Raw genomic sequence first — 25,147 nt, forward strand, 5'->3', positions numbered from 1 at the left:
GTTCAGCGCAGGACTTTGCAATTGCTGCAAAGTCCGTAAAAACGCATGACTGAGAATAGAATCTGCCCTTTCACCGCAGGTGAACCTAAAATAGGGCGGATTTTGTGACTATGAAGCCGAAGGACTGAATAGTTACATTCTATCATACTAACTGTAAAAATCCCTTGCAGCAGTCTAACACTTATCTTACTCTTTTGAAAGATATGTTAAACGGACTACAGATTTTTCCATACCTCCTGTAGTTCTTCCACATCCATCTGTTTTTCTATCTGTGTGACAATCTGGTCGCTGTTTACATTCATCACCGGGACCTGTGAATAATCCATCCACACATAACAGACGAACAACAGAATCCCGAGTGCCAGACGGAATACAAAGCTCCCCCCTTCCGGCTCTTCTTCTGCTCCTTTGTATAATTCCCGGTACAGATTCCCATACCGCGGATGTACCGCCGGAATCCAGCTGTCATCATAAAGTCTTCGTGTCTGCCTTAAAAGTTCCCGTCTTCTTTCTTCAGAATCATTCATAATAAATAGTCCCCCTTTCCAAAAAGAACCCCTTTTTATATGATCTGTATGTAATAAGGGGCATAAAGCATGGTCTGTCTACCACATTTTATGCCCCTTTGTCTGTCTAAAGAACTTTCATTTTCTTTTTATCGGTCTGCCATCTCTTTTGTAATATCTTCCCATGTTACGCCCCGCTCTACCATCAGTACCATTACATGATAAAGAAAATCTGAAATCTCATACTTAATTTCTTCGGCACTTGGATTCTTTGCTGCAATGACAATTTCCGTTGCCTCTTCACCGACTTTTTTTAAAATTTTGTCAATTCCCTTTTCAAAAAGGTAATTTGTATAAGAGCCATCCTTCGGATGTTCCTTTCTGTCCGCAATAGTATCATACACACTCTCGAATACCTGAAGTGGATTCTTAGAATCATAATCCGTCCCCGCAATCGGCTGGTAAAAACAGGTTCGATTGCCCGTATGACAAGCAGCACCAATTTGTTCCACCTTCGCAAGCAATGTGTCCTTATCACAGTCCGCAGTCAACGACTTAACATACTGAAAATGCCCTGAGGTTTCTCCCTTGATCCAGCGTTCCTGACGACTTCTGCTGAAATACGTCATCCTTCCAGATTTCACCGTATGATTGAAGGCATCTTCATTCATGTATGCCATCATTAGTACTTCATTTGTCTTGTAATCCTGTACCACAACCGGAAGCAGTCCGTCTGGATTCAGCTTGAATTCAGAGAATTCCATCATACTTTCAAAAGAGGTCATCTTAATGCCCTCATCTGTACAAATTTGTTTAAATGCGTTAAAATCCATATCCAGTTGACTTACCAAAAGCCCGGACACACCTTTGACACCGTCAGATTTCAGAATTTTCAATATCTCCGCCTGTTCCATGGTATCAGTCAGAACCACACACGGAATATCCGTCACATTCAATACCGAATTCAAATCCAGCCGATGCATGAAAATTACCTCGGAAGAATACTCTGAAATCTGATGCTGCCGTTTAAAAAGTCCGTCAAAATCATTCAGTGATACAGCAATTTTCCCTTTTCCAAACCGCTTTGACACATCTTCCAGCATATCCTGCGACACTGCCTTGGAAAAATTCAGTATAGCCCTTTTTGCCCCTGCATACAGATATTTTTTTACATCCTCCAGGCGGCGGATATTCCCGCCTGCTACCATCGGAATGCTGATTACACGGTTTATTTTCCGCATCAGATTAATTGCTTCTTCGTGTTCTTCTTCAGAATTGGACAAATCGAAAACAATCAATTCATCTGCTCCCTGCTCGCTATAGTGCTTTGCAAGGGACACCACATCTTCTGAAATCACCGTGCGGTCATCGAACCATTGAACTGCTTTCCCGGCATTAATCAAAATACATGGTGTTAATCTTTTATAACTCATTTTTTTACACTCCTTTTACAAGCTGCCCTTTGTAGACCAAACTTCTTTTATACGTGGTTCTTCCTGCGTTGCCATATCAAGCGCCTTGCCAAATGCTTTAAACAGTGCCTCCGCCATGTGGTGGTTATTACCCTGATCCATGATTTTCAGATGCAGATTCATAGCTGCACTGTATGATACGGCATAAAAGAATTCTTGTATCATTTCCGTATCCATTGCACCAAGATATGGTACTGTAAATTCTGCATCATATTTCAAATATGGACGTCCCGATAAGTCTATGGCACACAATGCAAGTACTTCATCCATAGGAAGGAGGAAACTGCCATAGCGTTTAATTCCCGCCTTATTTCCCAGTGCCTTTGCAACTGCCTCTCCCAATACAATTCCTGTATCTTCTATGGTATGATGACAGTCTACATCCAGATCGCCTTTTGCCTTAACATTCAGATCAAAGAGTCCATGCCGTGCAAAGCCATCCAGCATATGATCAAAAAACGGTATTCCAGTATCAATCTGATTCCTCCCGCTTCCGTCCAGATTGATACTTAATGTAATGTCGGTCTCTTTTGTCTTTCGTGTACAACTTCCGATTCGGTTTTCCATCGGTCTTTCTCCCTCTTTCCTTTATTCCTCAAAACGGACTTTTATTGAGTTTGCATGAGCCGTCAACTGTTCCGCCTCTGCAAACTGTTCAATATCTGTATGAATTGCTTCCAAAGCCTCTCTTGAATAAGAAATAATGCTGGATTTCTTTAAGAAATCATCCACCGATAAGGGCGAAAAGAATTTCGCGGTTCCATTAGTTGGTAAGACATGGTTCGGTCCCGCAAAATAATCTCCCAGTGGTTCACTGCTGTATTCTCCTATAAAAATCGCTCCCGCATTGCGTATTTTTGTCATTACCTGATGCGGATCTCTCGTCATGATTTCCAAATGCTCAGAGGCTATCTCATTTGCTGCGCCAATGGCATCTTCCAAGGTATCTGCAACAAGAATATGTCCGTAATTGTCCAATGATTTCCGCATAATCTCCCCACGGGACAATTCAGCGGTAAATATGTCTGTCTCTTTTGACACTTTTTCTGCCAGTTCCATACTTGTCGTTACAAGTATGGCTGATGCCAGTTCATCATGCTCTGCCTGTGACAATAAATCGGCTGCCACATAACGGGGATTTGCAGTTTCGTCAGCAAGCACAAGAATTTCACTTGGACCGGCAATGGAATCAATACTCACATGACCGTAAACAGCTTTTTTTGCCAGTGCTACATAGATATTGCCTGGTCCTACGATCTTGTCCACCTTTGGAATACTCTCTGTTCCGTAGGCAAGAGCTGCGATTGCCTGGGCGCCTCCAACCTTATAAACTTTATCGGCACCTGCTTCTTTTGCTGCAACCAGTGTTGTCGGATTGACTTTTCCATCTTTTCCCGGCGGGGTTACCATGATGATTTCCTCTACACCGGCAACTTTGGCAGGCATAATATTCATCAGCACAGAAGATGGATATACTGCTTTCCCTCCTGGTACATAAACACCGACTCTCTGAAGAGCCGTCACCTTTTGCCCCAGCATTGTACCATCCGGCTTACTGTCAAACCAACTGTACTGCATTTGTTTGGCATGATAAGATTCAATGTTTTTCAAAGCTTTACGCACAATACAAAGCAAATTCTCATCTATCATTTCATAGGCTTCTTTGATTTCTTCCTCCGTAACCTGAATGGTAGAAGCACTTATCTGCGCTCCGTCAAACCGGGCTGTATAGTCAAAGAGTGCCTTGTCTTTCTGTTCTTTGACTGTATCCAAAATCTTCCTCACACTTTTTTCATATTGCTCATAGCTGTTAGGACTGCGTTTCAGCAAATCCTCCAGCAGATTTTTTTTTGTCGTCTCATTCAGCTTTTCAATCCGCATGGTTATCCTCCTGTAACAGATTCCGCAAATTGTGAATCAGTTCTTTGATCCTGTCATTTTCCATCCGCATACTGACAGGGTTGACAATCATCCGTGCAGACAGAGGACATACTTCTTCTAGTACCATCAGTCCGTTTTCTTTTAATGTAGATCCCGTTTCAACAATGTCTACAATCACTTCCGAAAGCCCTACGATCGGCGCAAGCTCAATAGAACCGTTCATTTTGATGATTTCCACAGTCTGATGCTTCTTATTATAAAAATAGTCTTTTGCAATGTTTGGATATTTTGTTGCAACACGAATCAATTCACGATGCTTTAAAAGCTCTGCTTCATCTTCATAACCGCAGACGCACATCCGGCATTTTCCAAAGCCAAGATCCAGAACTTCATGAACTTTACGTCCTTCTTCAACAATCGTATCTTTTCCAGCAACACCGATATCTGCCGCACCATACTCTACATAAGTCGGCACGTCAGGTCCTTTTGCAAGAAAGAATTTCAGTTTCAGTTCTTCATTGACAAAAATCAGCTTTCTGGATTTTTTATCTTTCATTTCCTCACAGGTAATTCCAAGACGCTCCAGCCTTTCCAGTGTTTTGTTTGCCAGGCGGCCTTTGGTAAGTGCAAATGTCAAATATCTCATACCGTCTCCCCCTCCGGCTTCTTTTCCTCGGCATGAAGCAGATGTTTCTCTCCACTTTTCAGATTTATGACTTCAATGTCATGATCTTCTTTCAAAAACAAAAGATTGTCTGCCTGAATCCGTTTTCCGTAGTCCTCATAACAGGATAAGCTTTCCTCTGCCCTACACTTTTTTAACACAATACATGTTCCATTTGAACGGTAGTCTTTTGCCAGTGTAAAAGCCCATTGCTGTATATCCTCTGTATACACAATAAGATCCCGATGTCCTGCGTCAACAGCGATTTTCTGACGGCTTAAGGCGCTCATCAGCTCATCCACAATAATCGCAAAACCAATAGACGGAATACTTTTCCCGAACTTCTCCAGTAAGTGGTCATAACGTCCGCCGCGGACTATGGCATCTCCGGTTCCATATGTATAAGCACGGAAAATAATTCCCGAATAATACCCATAGCTGCCGCACATGCTCATATCAAAGGTGACATGTTCCTCAACACCGTAATGCTTAAGCAGTACATAAATCTTCTGCAGACGGTCAATAGCCGCCAGAGCTTCCCTTGCGGATACGGTCAATGCCGCCTTTTTTAAGACTTCTGCACCGCCAATCAATTCCGGCAGTACACGAAATGCCTCTTTCACAGATTCACTGACCCGCTCACTGTCCAGCACCTCTTCTACACCAAAATAATTCCGGTTACCGATCAAAGAATAAACCTCTGTAATCCGTTCATCGTTAAGACCACTCTCACATAACAGTGTACGGATAAAATCTACATGACCGATATTTACTTGAAATTCCTTCAGTCCGACCTTTTTCAATCCGTCTACAAGCATGGCGATCATCTCTGCATCAGCTTCAATAGAGTCCTCACCGATCAGTTCAGCGCCAAGCTGGGTATTTTCCTTTAGTCTTCCTTGATAACTGAAATGATTGATAAAGGTATTCCCGATGTAACACAAACGAACCGGAAAATCTTCATCTTCAAATAAGGTTGCTGCTGCTCTCGCGATAGACGGCGTAATATCAGGGCGCAGAGAAAGTGTATTGCCCTCTCTGTCAAAAAACTTATACAGTTCCCGCGAAGAAATTGTTCCAATCTCTTCGCGGAACACATCAAAATATTCAAATGTCGGTGTCTGGATATCCTGATATCCGTATAAATGTAACGTATTATGGAGCTTTTCCTGCACCGTCAGCTTCTTTCTGCATTCTGTATTATAGATATCCCGGACCCCTTCGGGAGTATGTAATTTCTGTTCCATAAAAAACACCTTCACTTTATCGTAGTAAATCGCTAAATCATACACAATTATACGAAGTTTTTACGGCATTGTCAAGAAGGAAGTATTAATGACTTTTCTCTATCATCCAAATCCTTTTGTATGTAGTCCAGATAAGGGACATAACAATTGTTTTTGAAAGGCATAAAGTATGCCTCTGCCAACTCTTCTATACGGAAGCTCTTCCGCCCACCCTGGCGTGCCCTCTCCCAAAAGGCTTTAATTTCCTGAAACCTCATATAATAAAGTGTATTTCTGGCGCTGTAGTAAAGAATCAAAAAAGAAATCCCACCCTGTTTTTCAAATTTTTCCATGAATGTCATCTGATGTTCATGGATATTTTGCAGCGGAAACGTATCTGCGCTGCATTCTTTTGCATCAAAGCAGACAGGAATCCCCTGTACTGTTCCGATGTAATCCACGGTGCTTATTTTGTCAAAATATGCCAGCGTAATATGCCGTCTTTCTTTATCAATTTTCACTGGCGTAATCGGTGTGGGAATTTTCTGGATCAGAGCAAGCCCCAATTCATCATATCGGTCATTTGTATGATTGATAAATTCCTCCAGCGTGGAACCTCGTAACCCTCTTGAACTCCATGTTGCCATTTTCAGATCCTCATATATTATATATTTATTCTATCATATAACAGACTATTTCTGTATAAAATGAACTTCACCCCTTCGTTATTGTTCACAGCTTGCTGCTGTGCACAGTAACAGAATTTGTGCATTTCAACATTGAACAGTTACAATCCTTCTTCCTTACAAATCCGTTTAAACATTTCCGGTGGTTCCGCAAAAAATATTTTTTCCGATACAGTTCCGAGTGAACCGCTAAGCTTCGGCATTTCCAGACAATATGCATGCAAAAGCTGATAGTTCAGCCCGTATTGTTGTTGATAAACATCATTTACCGCACGATTGCCATACTTGTAATCCCCAAGTATCGGATGCCCGATGCTTGCCAGATGAGCACGAATTTGGTGAGTTTTTCCCGTAATCAGATGTACCTTTAGAAGTGTCGCGGATTTCCCGACAGCAAGGGGTCGGTATTCTGTTTCAATGGCGGTACTTCCCGGAACCTCTCTGCTTAGGATCTCCACTTTATTTGTCTTCTCGTCTTTATGTAAAAATCCGCAGATATGCTTTCCCTTTTCTACTTTCCCCGCAACCGGACAGAGATAATATTTTGCCAGAGCTCTCTCCTTAAAAAGACGGCTCAGTTCCTGCAAACCGGCAAGACTTTTTCCTGCCGCTAAAAGTCCGCTTGTATTCCGGTCCAGACGGTTGCAGACGGACGGACGGAAGGTCCGCAGTTCTTCCTCACAAAGCTGTCCCGAATGAAGCAGATATCCGATCAGGTACTCTACCGCGGAGACATCTGTTTCTTTTGCCTTCTGTGAGAGCATTCCGACAGGTTTATTAAAAAGAAGAATATGATCATCCTCATAGATGATATCCAATTTTTCTATTTTCACATCAGAAATAGTCTGTACTGCTTTTTCGGAAAATTTCTCAATCGTTTCATCTGACAGAAAAAGCTTTATGCTGTCGCCTATATTCAGTTTTTCCTGACCCGTTGCTTTTTTCCCGTTCAGCACAATATTTTTCTTGCGAAGCATTTTATAGAGAAAGCCTTTCGGCGCTTCCCGTAAAAACTTTCCGAGAAATTTATCCAGACGCTGACCGGATTCATTTTCCGTAACTTTCAATTCCTGCATTGTATCTGTCCAATCCTGTTATAATGAAATATTCATAATTACGTTTGCGACTTTCATTTCATGGGCTTTTCTGTCTTCTTTTTCTACCGCTGCAATATTCTCCAGCCCTTCTGCCCTGGCAAGAAAACCTTTATATTGATTCATCAGCTTTACCGACACATTCTGAAAATGGTTTTGTACCAATATATTTTTTATATGTTTTGCGGCATAATCTAAATCCACTTTTGTATCAGACGTATAGCCAAACACCTTGTCCCCTGAAATTACAATTGCATCTATAGGCATGATTTTCTCAGTGCTTGTAACAACCAATTCAAACAGCAGATACAGATGAGGGCATTTTTCTTCCACCTCTGCTGCAAGTTCCGGTTTAACAGAACGATGTGGCAGACGTGTGATCACACCAACAAGTGCCGTACATGCCGGAAGGCAGCCCACAATCGCAGCGACCGTCAGTAGATTCTTGTTAGAACCGGTCTGGCTGTAACCCAGAAAATATACTGCCGCAACCAGCATAAAATATATAATTGTACGGAGTATTTCGGCTTTCAGCTTATACTCCAGATATCCCGGCGTACCCTTTTCACATTTTTTCATTTATTGTCTGTCTCCTTTGCAGCCCATCGTCTCCAGTTTCAAAATCAGACTATGAGGAACGAATTTTGAGGCAATTCTTGCCCCTTTCATGGCAGTTCCGTATACAGACATTCCTTTACCCCTGCGGCTGTCGATCAGTGCTTTTCGTACCACGTCCGGAGACTTTGCCATAACCATCTGCTTCCAGACATTCTCAATTCTGCCGGAAACATCAAAAAACTCTGTATCCACAGGTCCGGGACAAACAGCCGTTACAACAATACCCTTTTGTCTCACTTCTTCTCCCAGCGCCCTGCTAAAGCTCAATACATAAGACTTGGTTGCTGCATAAACTGTAAATAAGGGCTGCGGGCAAAAAGCCGCAGCTGAAGCCAGATTGATGATTCTGCTTCCCTTTGACATAAAAGGCATACAATAAAATGTCATACGGGATAAAGCAATACAATTCAGATCGATCATTTCGAGCTGTATATTCTTATCTTCTCCGAGAATCTCTTCCACACTTCCACACTTTCCAAAACCCGCAGCATTCACCAGCATACGGATATCTGGCTGTTCCTTTGAAAGTGCCTCTTTTAAAGCAGCATTTACCGGCCGTTTCAATAAGTCTCCTTCAAAAATACGGAGAGGGACAATAGACACATACTGCAATTCCTGTAACCGCTCCCCTCTTCTTGCTATGACCCATATTTCATCCAGCGTGCGGTAAAAATATCCGATCTGTTTTACAAACTCTCTTCCCATACCTGAAGAAGCCCCTGTTACTATGGCAATTTTCACTTTTTCACCTTCTTTTTTTATTATTACAATTGTTGATCATCTGTTTTTTTGAACTACTCTTCATGCTCTGATTTTTAACATTTTTTCTGTTTTTATTCTGCGGCACAGGAATCTTTTTGTTTGTCTTCTTTTTCCCTTTCTCCTGTACCGCACGTTTCTCACTTACAAACTGCCGCGGATGAATCAGGCACTTTTCATCAAATCCGATCAAGTCCCTGCGTCCTGCTTTGAGAAGGGCTTCCTTTACCAGTTCGTAATTTGCCGGATTACGATATTGAATGAGAGCACGCTGCATTGCTTTTTCATGAGGATTCTTCGGCACATACACCTCGGTCATTGTCCTCGGATCTAAACCTGTATAGTACATACAGGTAGAAATAGTAGACGGGGTCGGATAAAAGTCCTGCACCTGTTCCGGCATATATCCCATATCCCGGCAATATTCCGCCAGTTCCGCTGCTTCCTTTAAAGTAGAACCAGGGTGGGAAGACATCAGATAAGGAACCAGATACTGTTCCTTCCCAATTTTTTCCGTCATTTTAAAAAACTGTTTTACAAATGTTTCATATACTCGGTTTTCCGGTTTTCCCATCTTTTCCAGAACCACATCAGACACATGCTCGGGCGCTACTTTGAGCTGACCGCTGACATGATAAGTACACAAATCTCTCAGGAAAACAGAGTCATTCTCAGCCAGCAGATAATCAAACCGGATTCCTGAACGGATAAAGACCTTTTTGACTTTCGGAAGCTCCCGTAATTTCTTAAGCAGCCGCACATAGTCACTATGGTCTGCATTCAGATTTCTGCAAGGTTTTGGGAATAAGCATTGCTTTGCCGTGCAGACACCCTTTTCCAGCTGCTTTTTGCAGGAGGGTTGACGAAAGTTTGCAGTTGGTCCTCCTACATCGTGAATAAATCCCTTGAAATCCTTTTCATTTGTCATTCCTTCTGCTTCCCTTATCAGAGATTCATGGCTTCTTGACTGTACGATCCGCCCCTGATGAAAGGTCAGGGCACAGAAGTTGCAACCGCCAAAACATCCTCTGCTGCTTGTCAGACTGAATTTGATTTCCGCTATTGCCGGAACACCGCCTGACTTTTTATAAGACGGATGAAACGTCCGCATATAGGGTAATGCATAGATATCATCCATTTCCATTGTTGTCAATGGTTTTGCAGGCGGATTTTGTACCACATACAAATGCTCCGAATAACTTTCTGCCATCCGTTTTCCTGAAAACGGATCTGTGTTGCAGTACTGGGTATAAAAACTCTCTGCATATTTTCGTTTATCTTTTTTTATTTCCTCAAAAGACGGCAATTCTATTGCATCGTAAACAGCTTCTCTGTCCTTTACCTTTACTACGGTTCCGTCGATATAAGTAATATCTGAAACAGCTATTCCCGCATCCAGCGCTTCCGCAATCTCCAAAATAGAATGTTCTCCCATTCCGTAGGAAATGATATCTGCTCCGGAATCCAGTAATATGGAGCGTTTTATTTTATTGGACCAGTAGTCATAATGTGCCATACGGCGCAGACTGGCCTCAATTCCTCCCAAGATCACAGGGACCTGTTTGTAAGTCTGGCGAATCAGATTACCATAGACAACAGCCGCATAATCGGGACGCTTTCCCATCACACCTCCAGGGGTGTAGGCATCATTTTTTCGGTGTTTTTTGGATACTGAATAATGATTGACCATAGAGTCCATATTACCCGCACTAACGAGAAATCCCAGTCTCGGTTCGCCGTACACTGTCACACTGCTTTTATCTTTCCAGTCCGGTTGGGAAATGATTCCCACTTGATATCCGCGTGATTCTAACAGTCGGCTGATAATGGCATGCCCAAAAGAGGGATGATCCACATAAGCATCTCCGATCACATAAACGAAATCCACCTGATTCCATCCACGTTTTTCCATATCCTCCCTGCAAACGGGCAAAAAATCTTGTTTCATCTTTCTCTCCAATTATTTCATTCTTAAACAACTTCGGAATAATGACAGATGTAATAATCAGCAAGAGCGCGTTTTTCCTCTTCCTGCGGTCTGGAAAATTCATCTTCCACAGCACAGACTGTCATTCCGGCATTCTTTCCCGCCATAATTCCGCTTGGGATATCTTCAAATACAAGACATTCCGACGGTTCCACCTGTAAATCTTCCGCCGCCTTCAGATATACATCCGGCGCAGGCTTTCCCCTCTTCACCTCGCAGGAAGTCCTCACTGTATCAAAATAATCCCGGATGTGTAACGCGTCCAGTACCGCCTCTGCCAATTCTCTTGCATTACTGGTGGCAATTCCCATACGGATTCCCACCTGTTTCATCCGCTGTAAAAATTCACCAGCTCCAGGTTTTAACGGCACCTTTGTACAGTATAGTTCCATAGTCATTTCCTGCCACTCTTGTTTCACATCTTCAACAGTACAAGTAAGCTGTGGGAAGGTGTCCAGAAAATACTGGGCAGTTTCCGTGAAACTCATCCCTTCAATCTCCTTGTGAAAATTTTCCGGCATCGTCAGGTTATATTTTTTCATATAAATATCATCTACTTCAGGCCACAGCCACATGGAATCTACCAGTGAGCCGTCCATATCAAAAATAACTGCTTTTTTTCCTGTCAGCATAACTCTTCAATCTCTTTCTTTGTCAGTTCTCTGTATTCTCCGGTTTTTAGTTTCTCATCCAGCACAAGACTTCCCATACGCAGACGTTTCAAATATACAACTTCCTTGCCACGGGCATGAAACATCCGTTTTATCTGATGGAAACGTCCTTCACGGATAGTCAGCTCAACTTCAGATTGACATCTGCTCTGTAAGATCACAAGCATTGCCGGCATCGTTAGCTTCTCATCTCCAATGTCTATTCCCTCTGCAAATGCCTCCGCGTCTTCCTGTGTAACCTTTCCGTCAATTCTTGCATAATAAGTCTTGTCCACATGCTTTTTGGGTGACAGGAGCCGATGAGCCAGCGCCCCGTCATTGGTAATCAAAAGAAGTCCTTCGGTGTCCTTATCAAGTCTTCCCACAGGAAATAAATCCTGCCGCTGCTTCCTTGTGATCAAATCCACAACCGTTGTTTCTCTTGAATCCTCAGACGCAGAAATAACTCCCGCTGGTTTATTCAGCATATAGTATTCGTATTTTGCATAAAACACCGGATTCCCCTGATACAGAACTTCATCTGTCTCTGTCTCCAGTTTAAACTCCGGTTTTTTTATGATGACGCCATTAACCTGCACAAGCCCTTTCCCAACTGCCTTTTTTACTTCACTTCTGGTTCCCTGCCCCATTTCTGTCAGATATTTGTCTAATCTTAGCTTCATAAAATATGCTCCTTTTACGTTACTTTTCACACCCGGGCCAGGCACTACGCTGCACGGCCCGGACCAGTACAGTATCGGGGCTGGAATCCGGTCTCTTGCCGTAAGGCAACTTTAAATAGACCGGATTCGTTGCTTTGAGCACCGTAGGTGTGAAAAGTAACCCTTTTACACGCCAGACAGTTCTGTTTATGACTGCCAGCGCCAGCCGGGCAGATATTTATTCTTCAGCGTCTGGTTCGCAAGTTTTCCAAATCCCAGAGGATATCCATCCACGCAGACCAGATACCATCCCTTGTCCTTCCTTCCGGTCAGGTCATCTACATCCAGTGTCTCACCTTTTAAATACTTGATCACGCGGTCATCTTCCACTGACAAACTTAATATCTTTTTGTATGTCTCTTTGCCAAGACACATTGCCAGCGCCTGACTTGGCTCAAACCGTTTCTTTTTTAATTCTCCCAGCAAAAGCCCGGAACGCAGGAACCGGACGCCTTTTAATTCCGGCAGTCCTTCCGGCATATAGTAGACACGCTCATCGCGGATATCAAGACGGCAAAGATCTATCTTCCACGTCAGATCATGAAAAAATTCTTCCAACTCTTCCGGCGCCCTTTTTATCGGTTTTGATGCCTTTACATCAATGACAGTTTCTGTGGAATGTTCCGCATCTTCCTTTTTCAGTAATGCCAGATAATGTCCTTCTCCCCGCATGCGATGCGGAAAAATACGGACTGTTTTATCCATCTCCTGCATGCCTGTCTTAGTTTCTTTTGGTCTTCCCTTGGAGAAACCTTCATAACCTTCCATCTCGCAAATTTCAAATTCTGGAAACTGCTCCAGTAAATATTCGACTGTCTGCTCATTTTCAAGAGAATCAAAGGTACAGGTGGAATACAAAAGCATTCCTCCAGGTTTTAACATTGCCGCAGCCTGTGTGATAATACTGCGCTGCAGCTTAGAGAAAAATTCCGGTCCGTGCTCTTCCCACGCTTTCACCATCTTCTTTTCCTTACGGAACATTCCTTCCCCGGAACATGGCGCATCAATCAGTATTTTATCAAAATACTCCGGGAAGAACTCTATCAGTTTTCCCGGCTCTTCACTGACCACCATCATATTGCCGATGCCGAAGAGTTCCAGATTCTTCAGTAGCCCTCTGGCTCTGGAATTGCTGATATCATTGGCGATCAGCACGCCTTTACCGCCAAGCTTTGCCCCCAGTTCAGTTGCCTTGCCGCCCGGCGCCGCGCACACATCCAGTACCTTATCTCCCGGTTCTACAGGAAGTCTGCTGGCAGGTGTCATAGCGCTTGGCTCCTGCAGATAATACAATCCCGCAAAATAATAGGGGTGCTTCGCAGGCTGGTACACACTGCCGTCATAGTAGAATCCGTTTGGAATCCACGGAACGGGTTCCAGAGGCCAGGGCGCGATTTTTAAAAATTCTTCAACAGAAATCTTCTTTGTATTCACACGCAGACCATAATGCCTCGGTTCTTCATAGCAACGGAGGTAGTCTTCATATTCCTCTCCAAGAAGTGCTTTCATTTTTTCTTCAAAAGCAATTGGTAAATTCATCATCTTCCTCTTTCATCGAATAACACCTTTGTCATCTGTTGATCACTTATTCATTATATATACATTTCAGTTTCCGGGATTCCAGGTATTTCAGCACCGGATAAGGATTTACGCTGATCTCCTCTCCCGTATCCGTCAGATAGATTCCTAAATGCAAATGCACTGGAAAATTCCCCGTTGTTCCTTCTATCCTGCTGTATCCCGTATCTCCCATAAATCCCAGCAGATCTCCTGCCTTCACGGTATCTCCTACATTCAGACCAGCATAAGAATCCAAATGTGCATAATAAAAATATGCACCTCCGGGCGCAGTGATCCCAATACGGTAACCGCCCTGCTCAAGCCACCCCTTATGCAGTACGACACCATCAGTCATACTGACAACGGGATAGAATCCGCGGATATTCTTCTCTGCCATGATGTCACATCCTTCATGTCCCCGTTTTCCGCCATAATTGCGTTCATACATCCATGAATCTACAAAACTCACCTTTGCACTGATTCTGCCTTCCGGTTCCGGAACCGGAAAATATTTCAGGTCATCCCAAACAGCCCGGCAGGCATTTGCATACATCTGCCATTCTTTTTTCTTACACCATTTCTGCTTTCTGCTGTAAAATATCTCTTTTGAGTAATTTCCCCGCCATCTCTGCTGTCCAAAATTTGTTTCCAGCCAGTATATACCTAGAAGCTCTCCTGGTTCTTCCTGCTGCTGCACAAATTCTGTCATCTCCTGCGCCACTGGTTGACTTCGGAATTCTGATGTTTCCACAATTGTTTTATTTAACAGACTGTAACGGCTCAGTGCCCGTATTTCATGAAGTCCGATAGAAATAAATATTGCTGCAAGGAATACAGCAATCAGCTGCCGTGATATTTTTTTATACATCAATTTGAATCCCCGGTTCACATTTCTAAAGTATATGAACCGGGGAATGTCTTATTTACACCGTTTTAAAATTTCTTTTAATGCTTCCCAGATTTTTGCCGCAGAAGCAATTTCCAGACGTTCATTAAAAGAATGTACGTCCATCATATTAGGACCGAAAGAAATACAGTCCAGCTCTGGTTTCTTGCCACTCAGCAGCCCACACTCCAGACCTGCATGTATCTCTGTTACCTCCGGACGCTTTCCATATACATGTTCAAATGCATCTAGTGCAATCTCCCGGATTCTGGACTCTGCATTGAAAGTCCATGCCGGGTATTCTGAGTTAAACTCGTAAGTGCCTCCCAGTGATTCTGCCAGACACATGAAACGCTCTTTAAATTCATCAATCTTAGAAGCGATACCGCTTCTTGTCAGAACGATAAAATCCACACGTTCTTTTTCTGTTGTAATCACTCCAAGATTGTCAGATGTCCCAACCATACCTGCAAGATGACGGCTGTACTCATCTACGCCATTCGGACAATTTACGATAAACTGCAGTACTTTCTTCATAGACGTATCGGACATAGCCTCAAAAGAACCTTCCTCCAGAACATGAACCTTGATATCCAGGTCAGGCTCATCCTTACCGAATTCATCCCGCCATTTTGCCAACAGCTTTGCAGCTGTCTCTTCAACTGCTTTTGCATCCTCTGCTACAATCACAGATTTATTTGCAGATGTAATGACATTGTCCTTGCTTCCGCCATTTATCTCTATAAGGGCGATCTTTATCTGTCTTGTCAGATGATAGAGAAGACGGCCTGCCAGCTTATTGGCATTGCCCCGCTGCTGGTGAATCTCTACTCCAGAATGTCCGCCTCTTAACCCGCAGATTTCCAGTTCCATTTTTACCCCGTTTGCAGAAGTCTTTTCAATCGGAAGAGAACATACAAAACGAAAACCACCTGCACATCCTGCGATCAAAACATCTTCCTCCTCAGAGTCCAGATTCATAAGCATTGTTCCCTTAAGCTGGGACAGATCAATATTCAGGGCGCCGGTCATTCCTACTTCTTCGTCAATTGTAAAGATAACTTCAAGCGGCGGATGAGGAATATCCTTACTGTCCAAAATTGTCAGTGCCATTGCTACTGCAATTCCGTTGTCTGCTCCTAATGTGGTATCCCTTGCCTTTACCCATCCGTCTTCCACATAGATTTCAATAGGATCCTTCATAAAATCATGACCGGAATCCGCTGTCTTCTCACAGACCATATCTAAATGTCCCTGCAAGATCACCGGTTCACTCATCTCATATCCGGCTGTTCCCGGCTTCTTGATGATTACATTATTCCACTCATCCTGAATCACAAAAAGTCCGCGCTCTTTTGCAAAATTCACACAGTAGTCACTGATCTCCTTTGTGTTATAGGTTCCTCTCGGAATGCGACTGATTTCTTCAAAAAAATGAAATACTTTTTTTGGTTCAATATTTTCAAAAACTGCCATAATCTTACAGCTCCTTTCATTTTTCATATATCTGCTAAAAATAAAACAGCACCACTGTATATTTTGTCACAATGTACATAAAAAATCAACCTATTTCATATATCTTTAATAAATACACGTAACAGTTCAGCGCAGGACTTAGCACTTGCTGCAAAGTCCGTAAGAATGCGTGATGGAGAATAGAATCCGCCCTTTCACCGAAGGTGAATTTAAAATAGGGCGGATTCAGTAACAGTGCAGCCAGAAGGCTGAACTGTTACAAATACACGGGAGGTATATCGGTATTATGAAAACGTATCAGCTGCATCCTGGTTTCGGAATTGTATGCTTATTTTTAATTATGCTCATCTGCCCAAAAGCTGTGTTTACCGGGGCAAGCGAAGGGCTTCTTCTATGGTTTCAGATCATTCTGCCAACCCTGTTTCCCTTTTTACTTGTGACCAATCTGCTTCTGGCAACAGGAAGTATCCGGTATATCTCTTCTGCCTTCGGGGGAATTCTTTCCCGTATCTTCAAAGTATCACAAAACGGCAGCTTTGCAGTACTCACAGGATTCTTATGCGGCTATCCAATGGGAGCTAAAACTGCCGCGGATTTAACCGTATCCGGTTACATTTCCCGGGAAGAAGGTCAATATCTGCTGTCATTCTGCAATAACACAAGCCCTGTCTTCATCCTCAATTTTCTTGTCTGGAAAACATTGCAGGATGAGCGCCTGATGCTTCCTACTTTGTGTATCCTGATGCTTTCTCCTGTTATCGTCAGTTTTTTTACAAGAAAAAAATATCTGAAGCACAAGCATTCTTTCTCAGCGTCATCCGGCGCTTCCGCCTGCCAGATGTCTGTTTCCAGGCAGAGCTTTCATTTCCGTGAAATTGACAGCTCTATTATGAACAGCTTTGAGACCCTTATAAAAGTCGGCGGATATATTATGCTCTTTTCCGTTATTTTAACTCTGTTTCAAAGTCTGCCATTTAACCTACCGGGACTTTCCTATGTTCTTCCATTTCTGGAAGTTACAAATGGAATTGTTATGCTTGCTGTTTCTCCCCTGCCTGTCACTCTGTCCTATCCGCTGATCTTAGGGCTGACTGCCTTCGGCGGTTTATGTTCTGTCGCCCAGACACAGTGCATGGTGCAAAAGGCAGGTTTGCCGATACTGCCTTATATAAAAGAAAAACTGGCAGCTGCTTTGACTGCCAGTATACTAGGTACTCTGTATTTACTATTTTTTTAGAAAAAGTGAACCGGTAATTATGCCATTCCATCTTCCTGTACATATGCTCCCGTATTCTCTGTCGGAATCTCCAGCTCAGCACGGTTTGTACGAACAACATCATAACACTCCTGTAAAGAATTGATCAGTCCGTCATACTTGGTTGTATAGCTGTCCAGTGTATGTCCGATGATACTTTCAGCATTTGCCAGCAGATCATCTGTATACTGGATCGCTCCTGTACGGATTGCATTGGCATCCAGTGTTGCATTGTCCAGAATTTCCTGTGCCTGGGCAGTTGCCTGTGTCACGATCTCATTTGCCTGGGCATAAGCCTGCTGCATGATCTCGTGCTCACTTACCAGTTCATTTGTCTGTACCTGAGCCTCTTCCAGCAATGCATCCGCTTTTGCCTGGGCATCAGCCAGAATTGCGTCACGATTACTGATGATCTTCTGGTATCTCTTAATCTCATCCGGTGTCTTCATCCGAAGCTCTCTTAATAATTCATCCAAATGCTCTTTATTTACAATAATCTTTGTTGTCGACAGCGGCTGATACTTACAGTCTCTGTCGATATACTCTTCGATTTCTTCAATAATCTGTTCAATACGACTGCTCATTAGTCACACTCTCCTTTTAAATTCATCTTTTCTGTTAATTTCCTTATAACCGCTTCCGGCACAAATTGAGAGATATCTCCCCCGAAAGCCGCGATTTCTTTCACTGTAGTGGAACTCAAATAAGAATATTCAATATTAGTTGTCAGGAAGATAGTTTCCACTTTTGGCTCCAGCTTATGATTTGTCTGAGACATCTGAAGCTCATATTCAAAGTCGGTAATTGCCCGAAGTCCTCTGACAATAAATGCTGCATTCATCTGTCTCGCAAAATCAACTAATAATCCATCAAATGGAACAATCTCCACATTTGTCAGACTACTAGCCACTTCTTTTAACATTTTAACACGTTCCTCTACAGAAAACAACGGCATTTTTGCATTATTATTTAATACTCCGACAATTAATTCATCGGTAATTGCCGATGCCCGTTTGATAATATCCATGTGACCATACGTAACCGGATCGAAACTGCCCGGATAAATTGCTCTTAACATATCTCTTCTTTCCCTTCTTTTCCGATAAAAATATGCTTATTTGTCTTATATAACTTTTCCTTTATCATATAGAAGCCAAGATCCGGCAGATAAGAAAAATCGGTTTCCTTTGCCGCTTCCACAATCATAACCGTATCCTCATATACTAGTCCGGAACCCGACAGATACTCCAATACCTTCTTTTCAAGTTCCTGATTATAGGGCGGATCCATAAAAATAAAATCGAAGCTCTTCTCACCTTCCAGCTGGTATAATGCCGTCAGTACATCCTTCGTCAGCGTGACCGCTTTATGAGATAGCTTTGTATATTTTAGATTCTCTCTTACACACTCCATCGCCTTTGGATTCTTCTCCACGAAAACGGCTTCCTTTGCCCCGCGGCTCAAAGCTTCAATACCAATACCGCCGCTTCCGCTGAACAAGTCCAAAAACATACTTCCGAAGATGGAAGGAGCGATCATATTAAACAGTGTTTCTTTAATCCTGTCTGTAGTCGGTCTCGTATCCAATCCGTCCAGTGTTTTCAATTGTAATCTTTTTGCACTTCCCGCAATTACTCTCATAAAATGCCTCACCTTATTTATTTAATCTACTGTCCATAATCAAAAATTTTAGCAGAAAAAGACACCTGGGTCAATTCCCAAGTGTCTTTTTCTGAGTTTTGAATCTTAGAAAAAACAATTGGCTTACTTACCAGCCATCTGTTTCTCCTGCTGTTCAATCATCTTCTTAACCATATATCCGCCAACAGAACCATTCTGTTTGGATGTCAGGTCTCCGTTGTAGCCATCTGTAAGCGGTACTCCCAACTCACTTGCTACCTCGTATTTGAATTTGTCCAGTGCGCCCTTTGCCTCAGGTACGGCTGCGCGGTTTGATGAACGATTTGCCATTTTGCATTTCCTCCTTTTGCATTTTAACAGTATTCACTGTTTTCTTGTGTTGTAACAAATTCCCCGGCTGCATTTGTATGTAATCTGCCGCTTCTATGCAGCCGGTTATCACACATCTGCTTTCGGTTTATTATGTTACACTGATAGTATATGAAAGAAATGTTCTTTTACTCTGGAAATTACTGGCTTTTTTAATTCATAATTTTATAACGTTTTTTCCAGATCCATATCAGATAATGTATGTTCCAGAGCAGTTTTTAAAAACCGATGTTCCGTTTTAAGAAGCTCCGGGTCATCTGCAAGAATTTCATCCGCAGCATCACTTGCCTGCTTTAATACTTCCGAATCCTGAAATACATCTGCCAGTTTAAAATCCAGACTGCCGCTCTGCCGGATTCCAAACAAATCTCCCGGTCCGCGCAGACGCAAGTCTTCACTTGCTATATAAAATCCATCATTGGATTTATTCAATATTTCCAGACGTTCCTTTGTTTCTTTTGATCTGGAGGCACTCATAAAGATGCAATAGGACTGATATTTTCCTCTTCCTACACGGCCGCGCAGCTGATGAAGCTGTGCAAGCCCAAAGCGTTCTGCATTTTCAATCAGCATCACCGTAGCATTCGGCACATCAATCCCCACTTCGATAACTGTCGTAGAAACAAGAATCTGGATTTCATTTCTACTGAATGCTTCCATAATCTCATCCTTTTGCATCTGTTTCATTTTTCCATGCAGACACTGTACCTTTATTTCCGCACCCATTATCTCCTGGAGCGACTCTGTATAGTCTGTAACATTTTCCACTTCCAGACTTTCACTTTCTTCCACCATCGGACAAATCACATAACACTGTCTGCCCCCGGCAATCTGCTTTTTCATAAAATGATAAGCAGTGTTGCGATATCCTGTATCTACTACACAATTCTTAATCGGAAGCCGGTTCTTCGGCACTTCATTAATCACTGAAATATCCAGATCCCCATAAAGAATGATTGCCAATGTTCTTGGAATTGGTGTCGCGCTCATTACCAGAATATGCGGATAAAGTCCTTTCATAGCAAGAGTTTCCCGTTGATGCACGCCGAAGCGGTGCTGTTCATCAGTCACAACAAGCGCCAGATTCTGATACTGTACCTTTTCCTGAATCAGCGCATGGGTTCCTACAACTAACTGTACTTCTCCTGATGCGATCCGTTCATAAGCTAACCGCTTTTCTTTTGCTGTCATAGAGCCGGTAAGAAGCTCTGTATTTAAATCAATCCCATATTCTGTAAGCATTCTGCTGATATTCTCATAGTGCTGTCTGGCAAGTACTTCCGTGGGAGCCATAATCGCCGCCTGATATCCATTCAGTCCGGCATATATCATTCCCAACAAAGCGACGATTGTTTTCCCTGATCCCACATCTCCCTGTACCAGTCTGGACATTACATGGATCCCTGACATATCTTGCTGAATCTCCCGCCAGACATTTTTCTGCGCATTGGTCAGTTCATATGGCAGCGCCTCCAGAAATCTTGCAATTTCCGGCTGCTCCCGAAAGCAGCAATGATTGAGCACTTTATCCTCTCTCACCTTCAGTTTTCGCAATGAAAGAATAAAAAGTAAGAACTCCTCAAATACGAGCCTTCTTCGTGCCTCATAAAATTCTTCTTTTTTCTCTGGAAAATGGACTCCCAGCAGAGCCTGTTTATAAGGGAGAAAATGATAATCTGCCTGTAAATGTCCTGGCAGTATTCCGTTTTCCATAGAACAGGACGAAAACGCCTGCTTTACAGCTTTCACCACCATATTATTTGTCAATCCTGCGGTCAGCGGATATACAGGCTGCAAAGAGTTTCTTTTTTCTTCATATTTAGAGCTGGGATAAAAAATCTCAGGATGCTCCATGACCAGACCGTCTTTTTTCTGTACCATACGCCCACGCAATGTGATCACACCGCCCTTTGCCAGCGTATTACGCAAAAAAGGCATGCAAAACCAGATTACCTTCAACGTTCCTGTAAGATCCTTGACATACAAGGTTGTAATCTGCATACGCGGATTACCTCCCACCTTCACTTTCCCATAAATCGCTCCAGTTACCGTTACTGTTTGTCCTTCCACTGCTTCAGTGACAGTCACGGGCTCTTCATACACCTCATAGCCACGGGGATAATAGTGAAATAATTCTCCTATTGTAGAAATTCCGGCTTTCTGAAAAATCTTTTCTGTTTTTTCTCCAATTCCTTTTAACTCACTGATTTTTGTACGTTCATTCATAGTTTACCCCACTACTCACATATATCATATACAAATGCCCATTTTATCAAATAAAAACTGAAAGCGAATCTCCTTATCTTTCAAGGGATGATTCGCTTTCTTCATCACACGTTTTTAGGGACTTTGCAGTAAATGCAAAGTCCTATGCTAAACTGTTACACCTTACTGTTCCGCCTGTTTATTCTACAGATATTACATAATAATAAATCGGCTGTCCTCCAAGCTGCAGATCCACGTCCGCATCCGGATACAATTCTGCAACTTCCTCTGCGAACTTTTCCGCTTCTTCTTCTTGGATGTCTTCTCCATAATACAGGCTGATCAGTTCTGTGTCCTCGTCAGCCATAAGTGCAAGCATCTCTTTGGCAGTTTCTCCTACAGACTGACCTACGGAAAGGATTCCTGCATCACCGATTCCCATAATATCGCCTTCATGGATTTCCTTATCATCAATGTGAGTGTCGCGTACTGCATAAGTAATCTGTCCTGTTTTCACATTCTTGATTTCTTCCAGCATTGTTTCTTCATTCGTATCCACGTCTTCTTCGGGCATATAATTAATAATCGCTGTAATTCCCTGTGGAACCGTCTTCGTCGGAATAACAATGATATCTTTGTCATCCGTCAAAGACTGCGCCTGATTTGCCGCAAGAATAATATTCTTGTTATTAGGAAAAATGAAAATGTGATCTGCATTTACATTATCGATTGCAGTCAGCATATCCTCCGTGCTCGGGTTCATCGTCTGTCCGCCTTCGATAATATAATCCACACCAAGCTCTTTAAAGATGGTATTCATACCGGAACCAATGGAAACTGCAATAAAGCCAACAGATTTTCTGGGCTCCTTTTTCGCTTTCTGCTGCTCCTTTGCAAGCTTTTCAGCCTCACGGATCAGCTTCTCCTGATGTTCCTCACGCATATTGTCAATCTTCATTCTGGATAGCTGACCGAAAGTAAGCGCCTTCTGGATCGCCAGCCCCGGATCATTAGTATGCACATGAATCTTTACAATATCATCATCTGCCACACATACAATAGAATCTCCGATCGACTCCAGATAAGCCTTGAATTCTGTCTCGTCTTTCACTGTAAATTCTTTATCAAGCATAATAATAAATTCAGTACAGTACCCAAACTTAATATCCGCCTCAGCCTGCGTACCTGGTTTTACCATTGTGGTACCGGAGCCTGCCCCGATTGCACTGTAGTCAATTTCTTTTCCAAGAAACGCGTCATAAGCGCCGTTCAGCACTTCTAAAAGCCCCTGTCCGCCTGAATCCACAACACCTGCCTCCTTCAAAACCGGAAGCATGTCCGGTGTCCTGGCAAGAACAGCCTTTGCTTCTTCGATCACAGCCGGGATAAATTCTTCCAAATCTTCTGTTATCTCAGAAAGCTCCCTCGCTTTTTCAGAAATTCCCTTTGCTACTGTCAGAATTGTGCCTTCCTTCGGCTTCATAACTGCCTTATATGCAGTTGTTGTCGCACGCTCACAGGCAGTTGCCAGAACCTGTACATTAATCTCTTTATGCTCGCGGATTTCCTTTGTAAAACCACGCAGAAGCTGGGAAAGGATAACTCCTGAATTTCCTCTTGCACCACGCAGAGAACCGGAAGAAATTGCTTTTGAAACAGAGACCATATCTTTTTGCTCCAGTGCACTTACTTCCGCTGCTGCCGACATAATCGTCAGTGTCATATTTGTTCCTGTATCACCGTCTGGTACGGGGAATACATTTAATTCATTGATAAATTCCTTCTTTGCTTCCAGATTTGCCGCTCCCGCAAGAAACATCTTCATGAGCAGTTCTGCATTTATCGTATTAGTTGCCACGACAAGTATCCTCCTTAATCAATCACTCGAACACCTTCAACAAAGATGTTAATCTTTTCTACCGTCATTCCGGTAAACTCCTCAACCTTATATTTTACATTACTAATAAGGTTGTCGGAAACGGAAAGAATATTTACCCCATAAGAAACAATCACATGAAAACTTAATGTGATGTGATTGTCATCGGAAATATCCAACTGAATTCCATGCGTCAGACTTTCTTTTTTCAACAGTCTTGCCATGCCGTCCTTTACACTGACAGCCGCCATTCCCACAATGCCGAAACATTCTACTGCTACAGAGCCTGCATATTTTGCAATTACTTCCGGATTGATCGTTATAATGCCCAGATCCGTGCTCATACTACCTTTCATCATATATTACCTCCAGTTCTTAATTGGATTTTTGCATAAATAACAATTTTATTATACGCTTTTTCGTTCCTCATTACAAGATAACCAGAAACATTTTACCACGTTTTCCAGGTTATGTGAATCCATAAAATGAATTTCTCATCGGTTTTAAGTATGTTTTTATTATATTACTATGTTTTATTTCAAAAAAAGACTTGCAATCACAGATTCTTTCTGCTAAGATAATTAGTGTTGTGAGTCCGTGAGACTATTTCATATTGTTAGGAGGTGCAATGATGGCTAAATGTGCTATTTGTGAAAAGGGTGCTCATTTCGGTAATAGTGTAAGTCACTCTCATAGAAAATCACCAAAAATGTGGAAATCAAACGTAAAGTCTGTTCGTGTGAAAACTGAAGGCGGTTCTAAGAAGATGTACGTATGTACTTCCTGTCTGAAGTCCGGACGTGTTGAGCGTGCCTAATATATAACAGACATCGATTTTTTCAAATGTAATACTTTGATGACACGGAATAAAAAGGCTTAAATCCAGTAGGGTTTAAGTCTTTTTTAAATACAGAGAATTCCCGTAATGTCTCCTCGCAACAGTGCTGGCGGAAGACTGAACTCTTACGTTTACTTACAAAAAAGAAAATATCCTGTAACCAGGCAACCGATAAAAATAAAAAAGCGCAGTAAAGAGGTTGTAGGCATTAAAAGAATTATGAACATTCCTATAGCCATACATATAAAAGCAAATCCAATCAAACGTTTCATCAAAAAACTCCTGTCATTGTACATAATACTACTAATACTCTATGCACAAAAACAGGAGTTGATACTTCCATCGATTAATTCTGCCTGGTTTTTTACACTGTCCTGTTATAAGACTCATTACGCTTCATCAAGGATATCAGCTACATCCTCTTCTGTCATCTTATCTTCTTTCCTTGTTGTAAAGCGATCCAGAATCTCCGGCGCCATGTCCAGAATTTTCGTAATCGTATCCTGATTCTTAATATTGACCAGACGGACTGCGCCGTCTTTGATGACCAGTACAGAACTTGGAGTCACTTTTCCGCTCATGCCTCCCATTCCTTTGCCCTTCTTGTCTCCTAGTGCAGAACCTGCCCCGATACCAAAAGATACATCTACCAGAGGAATGATTGTCGTATCCTTCACCTGAATTGCGTCCCCCACAACTGTTTTAGACGAAATCAGTCCGTCCATTCCACTCAAAAGGGATTCTACCGTATTTCTAATATTGTTGTCAGACATAGC

26 protein-coding genes are annotated in these 25,147 nt (G+C 42.5%); 2 read left to right on the forward strand and 24 right to left on the reverse strand.

The window, feature by feature from the left end:
- Positions 1-215 precede the first annotated feature (215 nt).
- The 16 genes from NFS18_RS01935 to NFS18_RS02010 form a co-directional block, all read right to left on the reverse strand.
- Positions 216-527, reverse strand: a complete 312-nt coding sequence (locus NFS18_RS01935; protein WP_251387120.1) for a hypothetical protein — start codon at positions 525-527, stop codon at positions 216-218.
- A gap of 128 nt (positions 528-655) precedes the next feature.
- Positions 656-1,939 carry a bifunctional phosphoribosyl-AMP cyclohydrolase/phosphoribosyl-ATP diphosphatase HisIE gene (gene hisIE, locus NFS18_RS01940; protein WP_251387122.1) on the reverse strand — a complete coding sequence of 428 codons (1,284 nt, stop codon included), beginning with the start codon at positions 1,937-1,939 and terminating at the stop codon, positions 656-658.
- A 15-nt stretch (positions 1,940-1,954) separates the two neighbouring features.
- Complete coding sequence (gene hisB / locus NFS18_RS01945) at positions 1,955-2,545, reverse strand: imidazoleglycerol-phosphate dehydratase HisB (protein ID WP_251387124.1); 591 nt, start codon at positions 2,543-2,545, stop codon at positions 1,955-1,957.
- A gap of 21 nt (positions 2,546-2,566) precedes the next feature.
- A complete protein-coding gene (hisD, locus tag NFS18_RS01950) occupies positions 2,567-3,859 on the reverse strand; it encodes a histidinol dehydrogenase (RefSeq protein WP_251387126.1) in 1,293 nt (430 codons plus the stop codon).
- Positions 3,849-4,505, reverse strand: coding sequence for an ATP phosphoribosyltransferase (gene hisG, locus NFS18_RS01955; RefSeq protein WP_251387128.1), 657 nt, complete (start codon positions 4,503-4,505; stop codon positions 3,849-3,851). The genes hisD and hisG overlap by 11 nt, the downstream gene beginning before the upstream one ends.
- Positions 4,502-5,770: an ATP phosphoribosyltransferase regulatory subunit gene (gene hisZ, locus NFS18_RS01960; RefSeq protein ID WP_251387137.1), complete on the reverse strand. Its 1,269-nt coding sequence runs from the start codon at positions 5,768-5,770 to the stop codon at positions 4,502-4,504. The genes hisG and hisZ overlap by 4 nt, the downstream gene beginning before the upstream one ends.
- 71 nt (positions 5,771-5,841) lie before the next feature.
- The gene (locus NFS18_RS01965; protein ID WP_251387139.1) at positions 5,842-6,396 is read right to left on the reverse strand and encodes a Holliday junction resolvase RecU; all 555 of its coding nucleotides are present in this window, start codon (positions 6,394-6,396) and stop codon (positions 5,842-5,844) included.
- 140 nt (positions 6,397-6,536) lie between these two features.
- Positions 6,537-7,511, reverse strand: a complete 975-nt coding sequence (locus NFS18_RS01970) for an RluA family pseudouridine synthase (RefSeq protein ID WP_251387140.1) — start codon at positions 7,509-7,511, stop codon at positions 6,537-6,539.
- Positions 7,512-7,529: 18 nt separating this feature from the next.
- Positions 7,530-8,108, reverse strand: coding sequence for a hypothetical protein (locus NFS18_RS01975; RefSeq protein ID WP_251387142.1), 579 nt, complete (start codon positions 8,106-8,108; stop codon positions 7,530-7,532).
- Positions 8,109-8,888 carry an SDR family NAD(P)-dependent oxidoreductase gene (locus NFS18_RS01980; protein WP_251387144.1) on the reverse strand — a complete coding sequence of 260 codons (780 nt, stop codon included), beginning with the start codon at positions 8,886-8,888 and terminating at the stop codon, positions 8,109-8,111. It abuts the gene before it with no gap.
- 4 nt (positions 8,889-8,892) lie between these two features.
- Entirely contained in the window at positions 8,893-10,854 is a 1,962-nt protein-coding gene (locus NFS18_RS01985; protein WP_251387146.1) for a YgiQ family radical SAM protein, read from the reverse strand.
- 23 nt (positions 10,855-10,877) lie between these two features.
- A complete protein-coding gene (locus tag NFS18_RS01990; RefSeq protein WP_251387148.1) occupies positions 10,878-11,525 on the reverse strand; it encodes an HAD family hydrolase in 648 nt (215 codons plus the stop codon).
- Positions 11,519-12,226 carry a pseudouridine synthase gene (locus tag NFS18_RS01995; RefSeq protein ID WP_251387150.1) on the reverse strand — a complete coding sequence of 236 codons (708 nt, stop codon included), beginning with the start codon at positions 12,224-12,226 and terminating at the stop codon, positions 11,519-11,521. Before NFS18_RS01995 ends, NFS18_RS01990 begins: the two co-directional genes overlap by 7 nt.
- 186 nt (positions 12,227-12,412) lie before the next feature.
- Positions 12,413-13,804, reverse strand: a complete 1,392-nt coding sequence (locus NFS18_RS02000) for an RsmF rRNA methyltransferase first C-terminal domain-containing protein (protein ID WP_251387351.1) — start codon at positions 13,802-13,804, stop codon at positions 12,413-12,415.
- A 46-nt stretch (positions 13,805-13,850) separates the two neighbouring features.
- Positions 13,851-14,693, reverse strand: a complete 843-nt coding sequence (locus tag NFS18_RS02005) for a M23 family metallopeptidase (protein ID WP_251387152.1) — start codon at positions 14,691-14,693, stop codon at positions 13,851-13,853.
- A gap of 51 nt (positions 14,694-14,744) precedes the next feature.
- Positions 14,745-16,187 carry an aminoacyl-histidine dipeptidase gene (locus NFS18_RS02010; protein ID WP_251387154.1) on the reverse strand — a complete coding sequence of 481 codons (1,443 nt, stop codon included), beginning with the start codon at positions 16,185-16,187 and terminating at the stop codon, positions 14,745-14,747.
- A 286-nt stretch (positions 16,188-16,473) separates the two neighbouring features.
- Between NFS18_RS02010 and NFS18_RS02015 the strand changes: the two genes are divergently transcribed.
- Entirely contained in the window at positions 16,474-17,424 is a 951-nt protein-coding gene (locus tag NFS18_RS02015; RefSeq protein WP_251387156.1) for a transporter, read from the forward strand.
- 17 nt (positions 17,425-17,441) lie between these two features.
- Here the strand turns inward: NFS18_RS02015 and NFS18_RS02020 are convergent, their stop codons facing one another.
- The 7 genes from NFS18_RS02020 to NFS18_RS02050 all read right to left on the reverse strand — a co-directional run bounded on the left by NFS18_RS02020 (position 17,442) and on the right by NFS18_RS02050 (position 23,889).
- Positions 17,442-18,026: an ATP synthase subunit B family protein gene (locus tag NFS18_RS02020; RefSeq protein WP_251387158.1), complete on the reverse strand. Its 585-nt coding sequence runs from the start codon at positions 18,024-18,026 to the stop codon at positions 17,442-17,444.
- Positions 18,026-18,520 carry a pantetheine-phosphate adenylyltransferase gene (coaD, locus tag NFS18_RS02025; protein WP_251387168.1) on the reverse strand — a complete coding sequence of 165 codons (495 nt, stop codon included), beginning with the start codon at positions 18,518-18,520 and terminating at the stop codon, positions 18,026-18,028. Before coaD ends, NFS18_RS02020 begins: the two co-directional genes overlap by 1 nt.
- A complete protein-coding gene (rsmD, locus tag NFS18_RS02030; protein WP_251387178.1) occupies positions 18,514-19,083 on the reverse strand; it encodes a 16S rRNA (guanine(966)-N(2))-methyltransferase RsmD in 570 nt (189 codons plus the stop codon). Before rsmD ends, coaD begins: the two co-directional genes overlap by 7 nt.
- 123 nt (positions 19,084-19,206) lie before the next feature.
- Positions 19,207-19,413, reverse strand: a complete 207-nt coding sequence (locus tag NFS18_RS02035; RefSeq protein ID WP_009242677.1) for an alpha/beta-type small acid-soluble spore protein — start codon at positions 19,411-19,413, stop codon at positions 19,207-19,209.
- 204 nt (positions 19,414-19,617) lie between these two features.
- Entirely contained in the window at positions 19,618-21,678 is a 2,061-nt protein-coding gene (gene recG, locus NFS18_RS02040; RefSeq protein ID WP_251387180.1) for an ATP-dependent DNA helicase RecG, read from the reverse strand.
- Positions 21,679-21,856: 178 nt separating this feature from the next.
- Positions 21,857-23,515 carry a DAK2 domain-containing protein gene (locus NFS18_RS02045; RefSeq protein WP_251387182.1) on the reverse strand — a complete coding sequence of 553 codons (1,659 nt, stop codon included), beginning with the start codon at positions 23,513-23,515 and terminating at the stop codon, positions 21,857-21,859.
- Between the two features lie 14 nt (positions 23,516-23,529).
- Positions 23,530-23,889, reverse strand: coding sequence for an Asp23/Gls24 family envelope stress response protein (locus NFS18_RS02050; protein ID WP_251387353.1), 360 nt, complete (start codon positions 23,887-23,889; stop codon positions 23,530-23,532).
- A gap of 275 nt (positions 23,890-24,164) precedes the next feature.
- On the opposite strand from NFS18_RS02050, the gene rpmB reads away from it, so the two are divergent.
- Positions 24,165-24,350: a 50S ribosomal protein L28 gene (gene rpmB / locus NFS18_RS02055; RefSeq protein WP_251387355.1), complete on the forward strand. Its 186-nt coding sequence runs from the start codon at positions 24,165-24,167 to the stop codon at positions 24,348-24,350.
- Positions 24,351-24,760: 410 nt separating this feature from the next.
- On the opposite strand, the gene NFS18_RS02060 is transcribed toward rpmB, so the two are convergent.
- On the reverse strand, positions 24,761-25,144 hold the full coding sequence (locus tag NFS18_RS02060) for a GerW family sporulation protein (protein WP_251387191.1): 384 nt from the start codon (positions 25,142-25,144) through the stop codon (positions 24,761-24,763).
- Positions 25,145-25,147 lie beyond the last annotated feature (3 nt).

Origin of the sequence: Mediterraneibacter agrestimuris, assembly GCF_943193195.1 — a bacterium.
Classification (GTDB): Bacteria; Bacillota; Clostridia; order Lachnospirales; family Lachnospiraceae; genus Schaedlerella; species Schaedlerella agrestimuris.

Excerpts from the sequence above, each read along its gene's own strand:
- recG (WP_251387180.1), bottom strand. The coding sequence starts at position 21,678 with ATGAATGAACGTACAAAAATCAGTGAGTTAAAAGGAATTGGAGAAAAA.
- hisZ (WP_251387137.1), bottom strand. The coding sequence starts at position 5,770 with ATGGAACAGAAATTACATACTCCCGAAGGGGTCCGGGATATCTATAAT.
- NFS18_RS02020 (WP_251387158.1), bottom strand. The coding sequence starts at position 18,026 with ATGAGCAGTCGTATTGAACAGATTATTGAAGAAATCGAAGAGTATATC.
- NFS18_RS02035 (WP_009242677.1), bottom strand. The coding sequence starts at position 19,413 with ATGGCAAATCGTTCATCAAACCGCGCAGCCGTACCTGAGGCAAAGGGC.
- NFS18_RS01995 (WP_251387150.1), bottom strand. The coding sequence starts at position 12,226 with ATGAAGCTAAGATTAGACAAATATCTGACAGAAATGGGGCAGGGAACC.
- NFS18_RS02000 (WP_251387351.1), bottom strand. The coding sequence starts at position 13,804 with ATGAATTTACCAATTGCTTTTGAAGAAAAAATGAAAGCACTTCTTGGA.
- NFS18_RS01965 (WP_251387139.1), bottom strand. The coding sequence starts at position 6,396 with ATGGCAACATGGAGTTCAAGAGGGTTACGAGGTTCCACGCTGGAGGAA.
- NFS18_RS02005 (WP_251387152.1), bottom strand. The coding sequence starts at position 14,693 with ATGTATAAAAAAATATCACGGCAGCTGATTGCTGTATTCCTTGCAGCA.
- hisB (WP_251387124.1), bottom strand. The coding sequence starts at position 2,545 with ATGGAAAACCGAATCGGAAGTTGTACACGAAAGACAAAAGAGACCGAC.
- NFS18_RS02060 (WP_251387191.1), bottom strand. The coding sequence starts at position 25,144 with ATGTCTGACAACAATATTAGAAATACGGTAGAATCCCTTTTGAGTGGA.
- NFS18_RS01990 (WP_251387148.1), bottom strand. The coding sequence starts at position 11,525 with ATGCTGACAGGAAAAAAAGCAGTTATTTTTGATATGGACGGCTCACTG.
- NFS18_RS02010 (WP_251387154.1), bottom strand. The coding sequence starts at position 16,187 with ATGGCAGTTTTTGAAAATATTGAACCAAAAAAAGTATTTCATTTTTTT.
- NFS18_RS01970 (WP_251387140.1), bottom strand. The coding sequence starts at position 7,511 with ATGCAGGAATTGAAAGTTACGGAAAATGAATCCGGTCAGCGTCTGGAT.
- NFS18_RS01985 (WP_251387146.1), bottom strand. The coding sequence starts at position 10,854 with ATGAAACAAGATTTTTTGCCCGTTTGCAGGGAGGATATGGAAAAACGT.
- hisIE (WP_251387122.1), bottom strand. The coding sequence starts at position 1,939 with ATGAGTTATAAAAGATTAACACCATGTATTTTGATTAATGCCGGGAAA.
- NFS18_RS01975 (WP_251387142.1), bottom strand. The coding sequence starts at position 8,108 with ATGAAAAAATGTGAAAAGGGTACGCCGGGATATCTGGAGTATAAGCTG.
- NFS18_RS01935 (WP_251387120.1), bottom strand. The coding sequence starts at position 527 with ATGAATGATTCTGAAGAAAGAAGACGGGAACTTTTAAGGCAGACACGA.
- NFS18_RS02015 (WP_251387156.1), top strand. The coding sequence starts at position 16,474 with ATGAAAACGTATCAGCTGCATCCTGGTTTCGGAATTGTATGCTTATTT.
- NFS18_RS02050 (WP_251387353.1), bottom strand. The coding sequence starts at position 23,889 with ATGAAAGGTAGTATGAGCACGGATCTGGGCATTATAACGATCAATCCG.
- hisD (WP_251387126.1), bottom strand. The coding sequence starts at position 3,859 with ATGCGGATTGAAAAGCTGAATGAGACGACAAAAAAAAATCTGCTGGAG.
- hisG (WP_251387128.1), bottom strand. The coding sequence starts at position 4,505 with ATGAGATATTTGACATTTGCACTTACCAAAGGCCGCCTGGCAAACAAA.
- rpmB (WP_251387355.1), top strand. The coding sequence starts at position 24,165 with ATGGCTAAATGTGCTATTTGTGAAAAGGGTGCTCATTTCGGTAATAGT.
- rsmD (WP_251387178.1), bottom strand. The coding sequence starts at position 19,083 with ATGAGAGTAATTGCGGGAAGTGCAAAAAGATTACAATTGAAAACACTG.
- coaD (WP_251387168.1), bottom strand. The coding sequence starts at position 18,520 with ATGTTAAGAGCAATTTATCCGGGCAGTTTCGATCCGGTTACGTATGGT.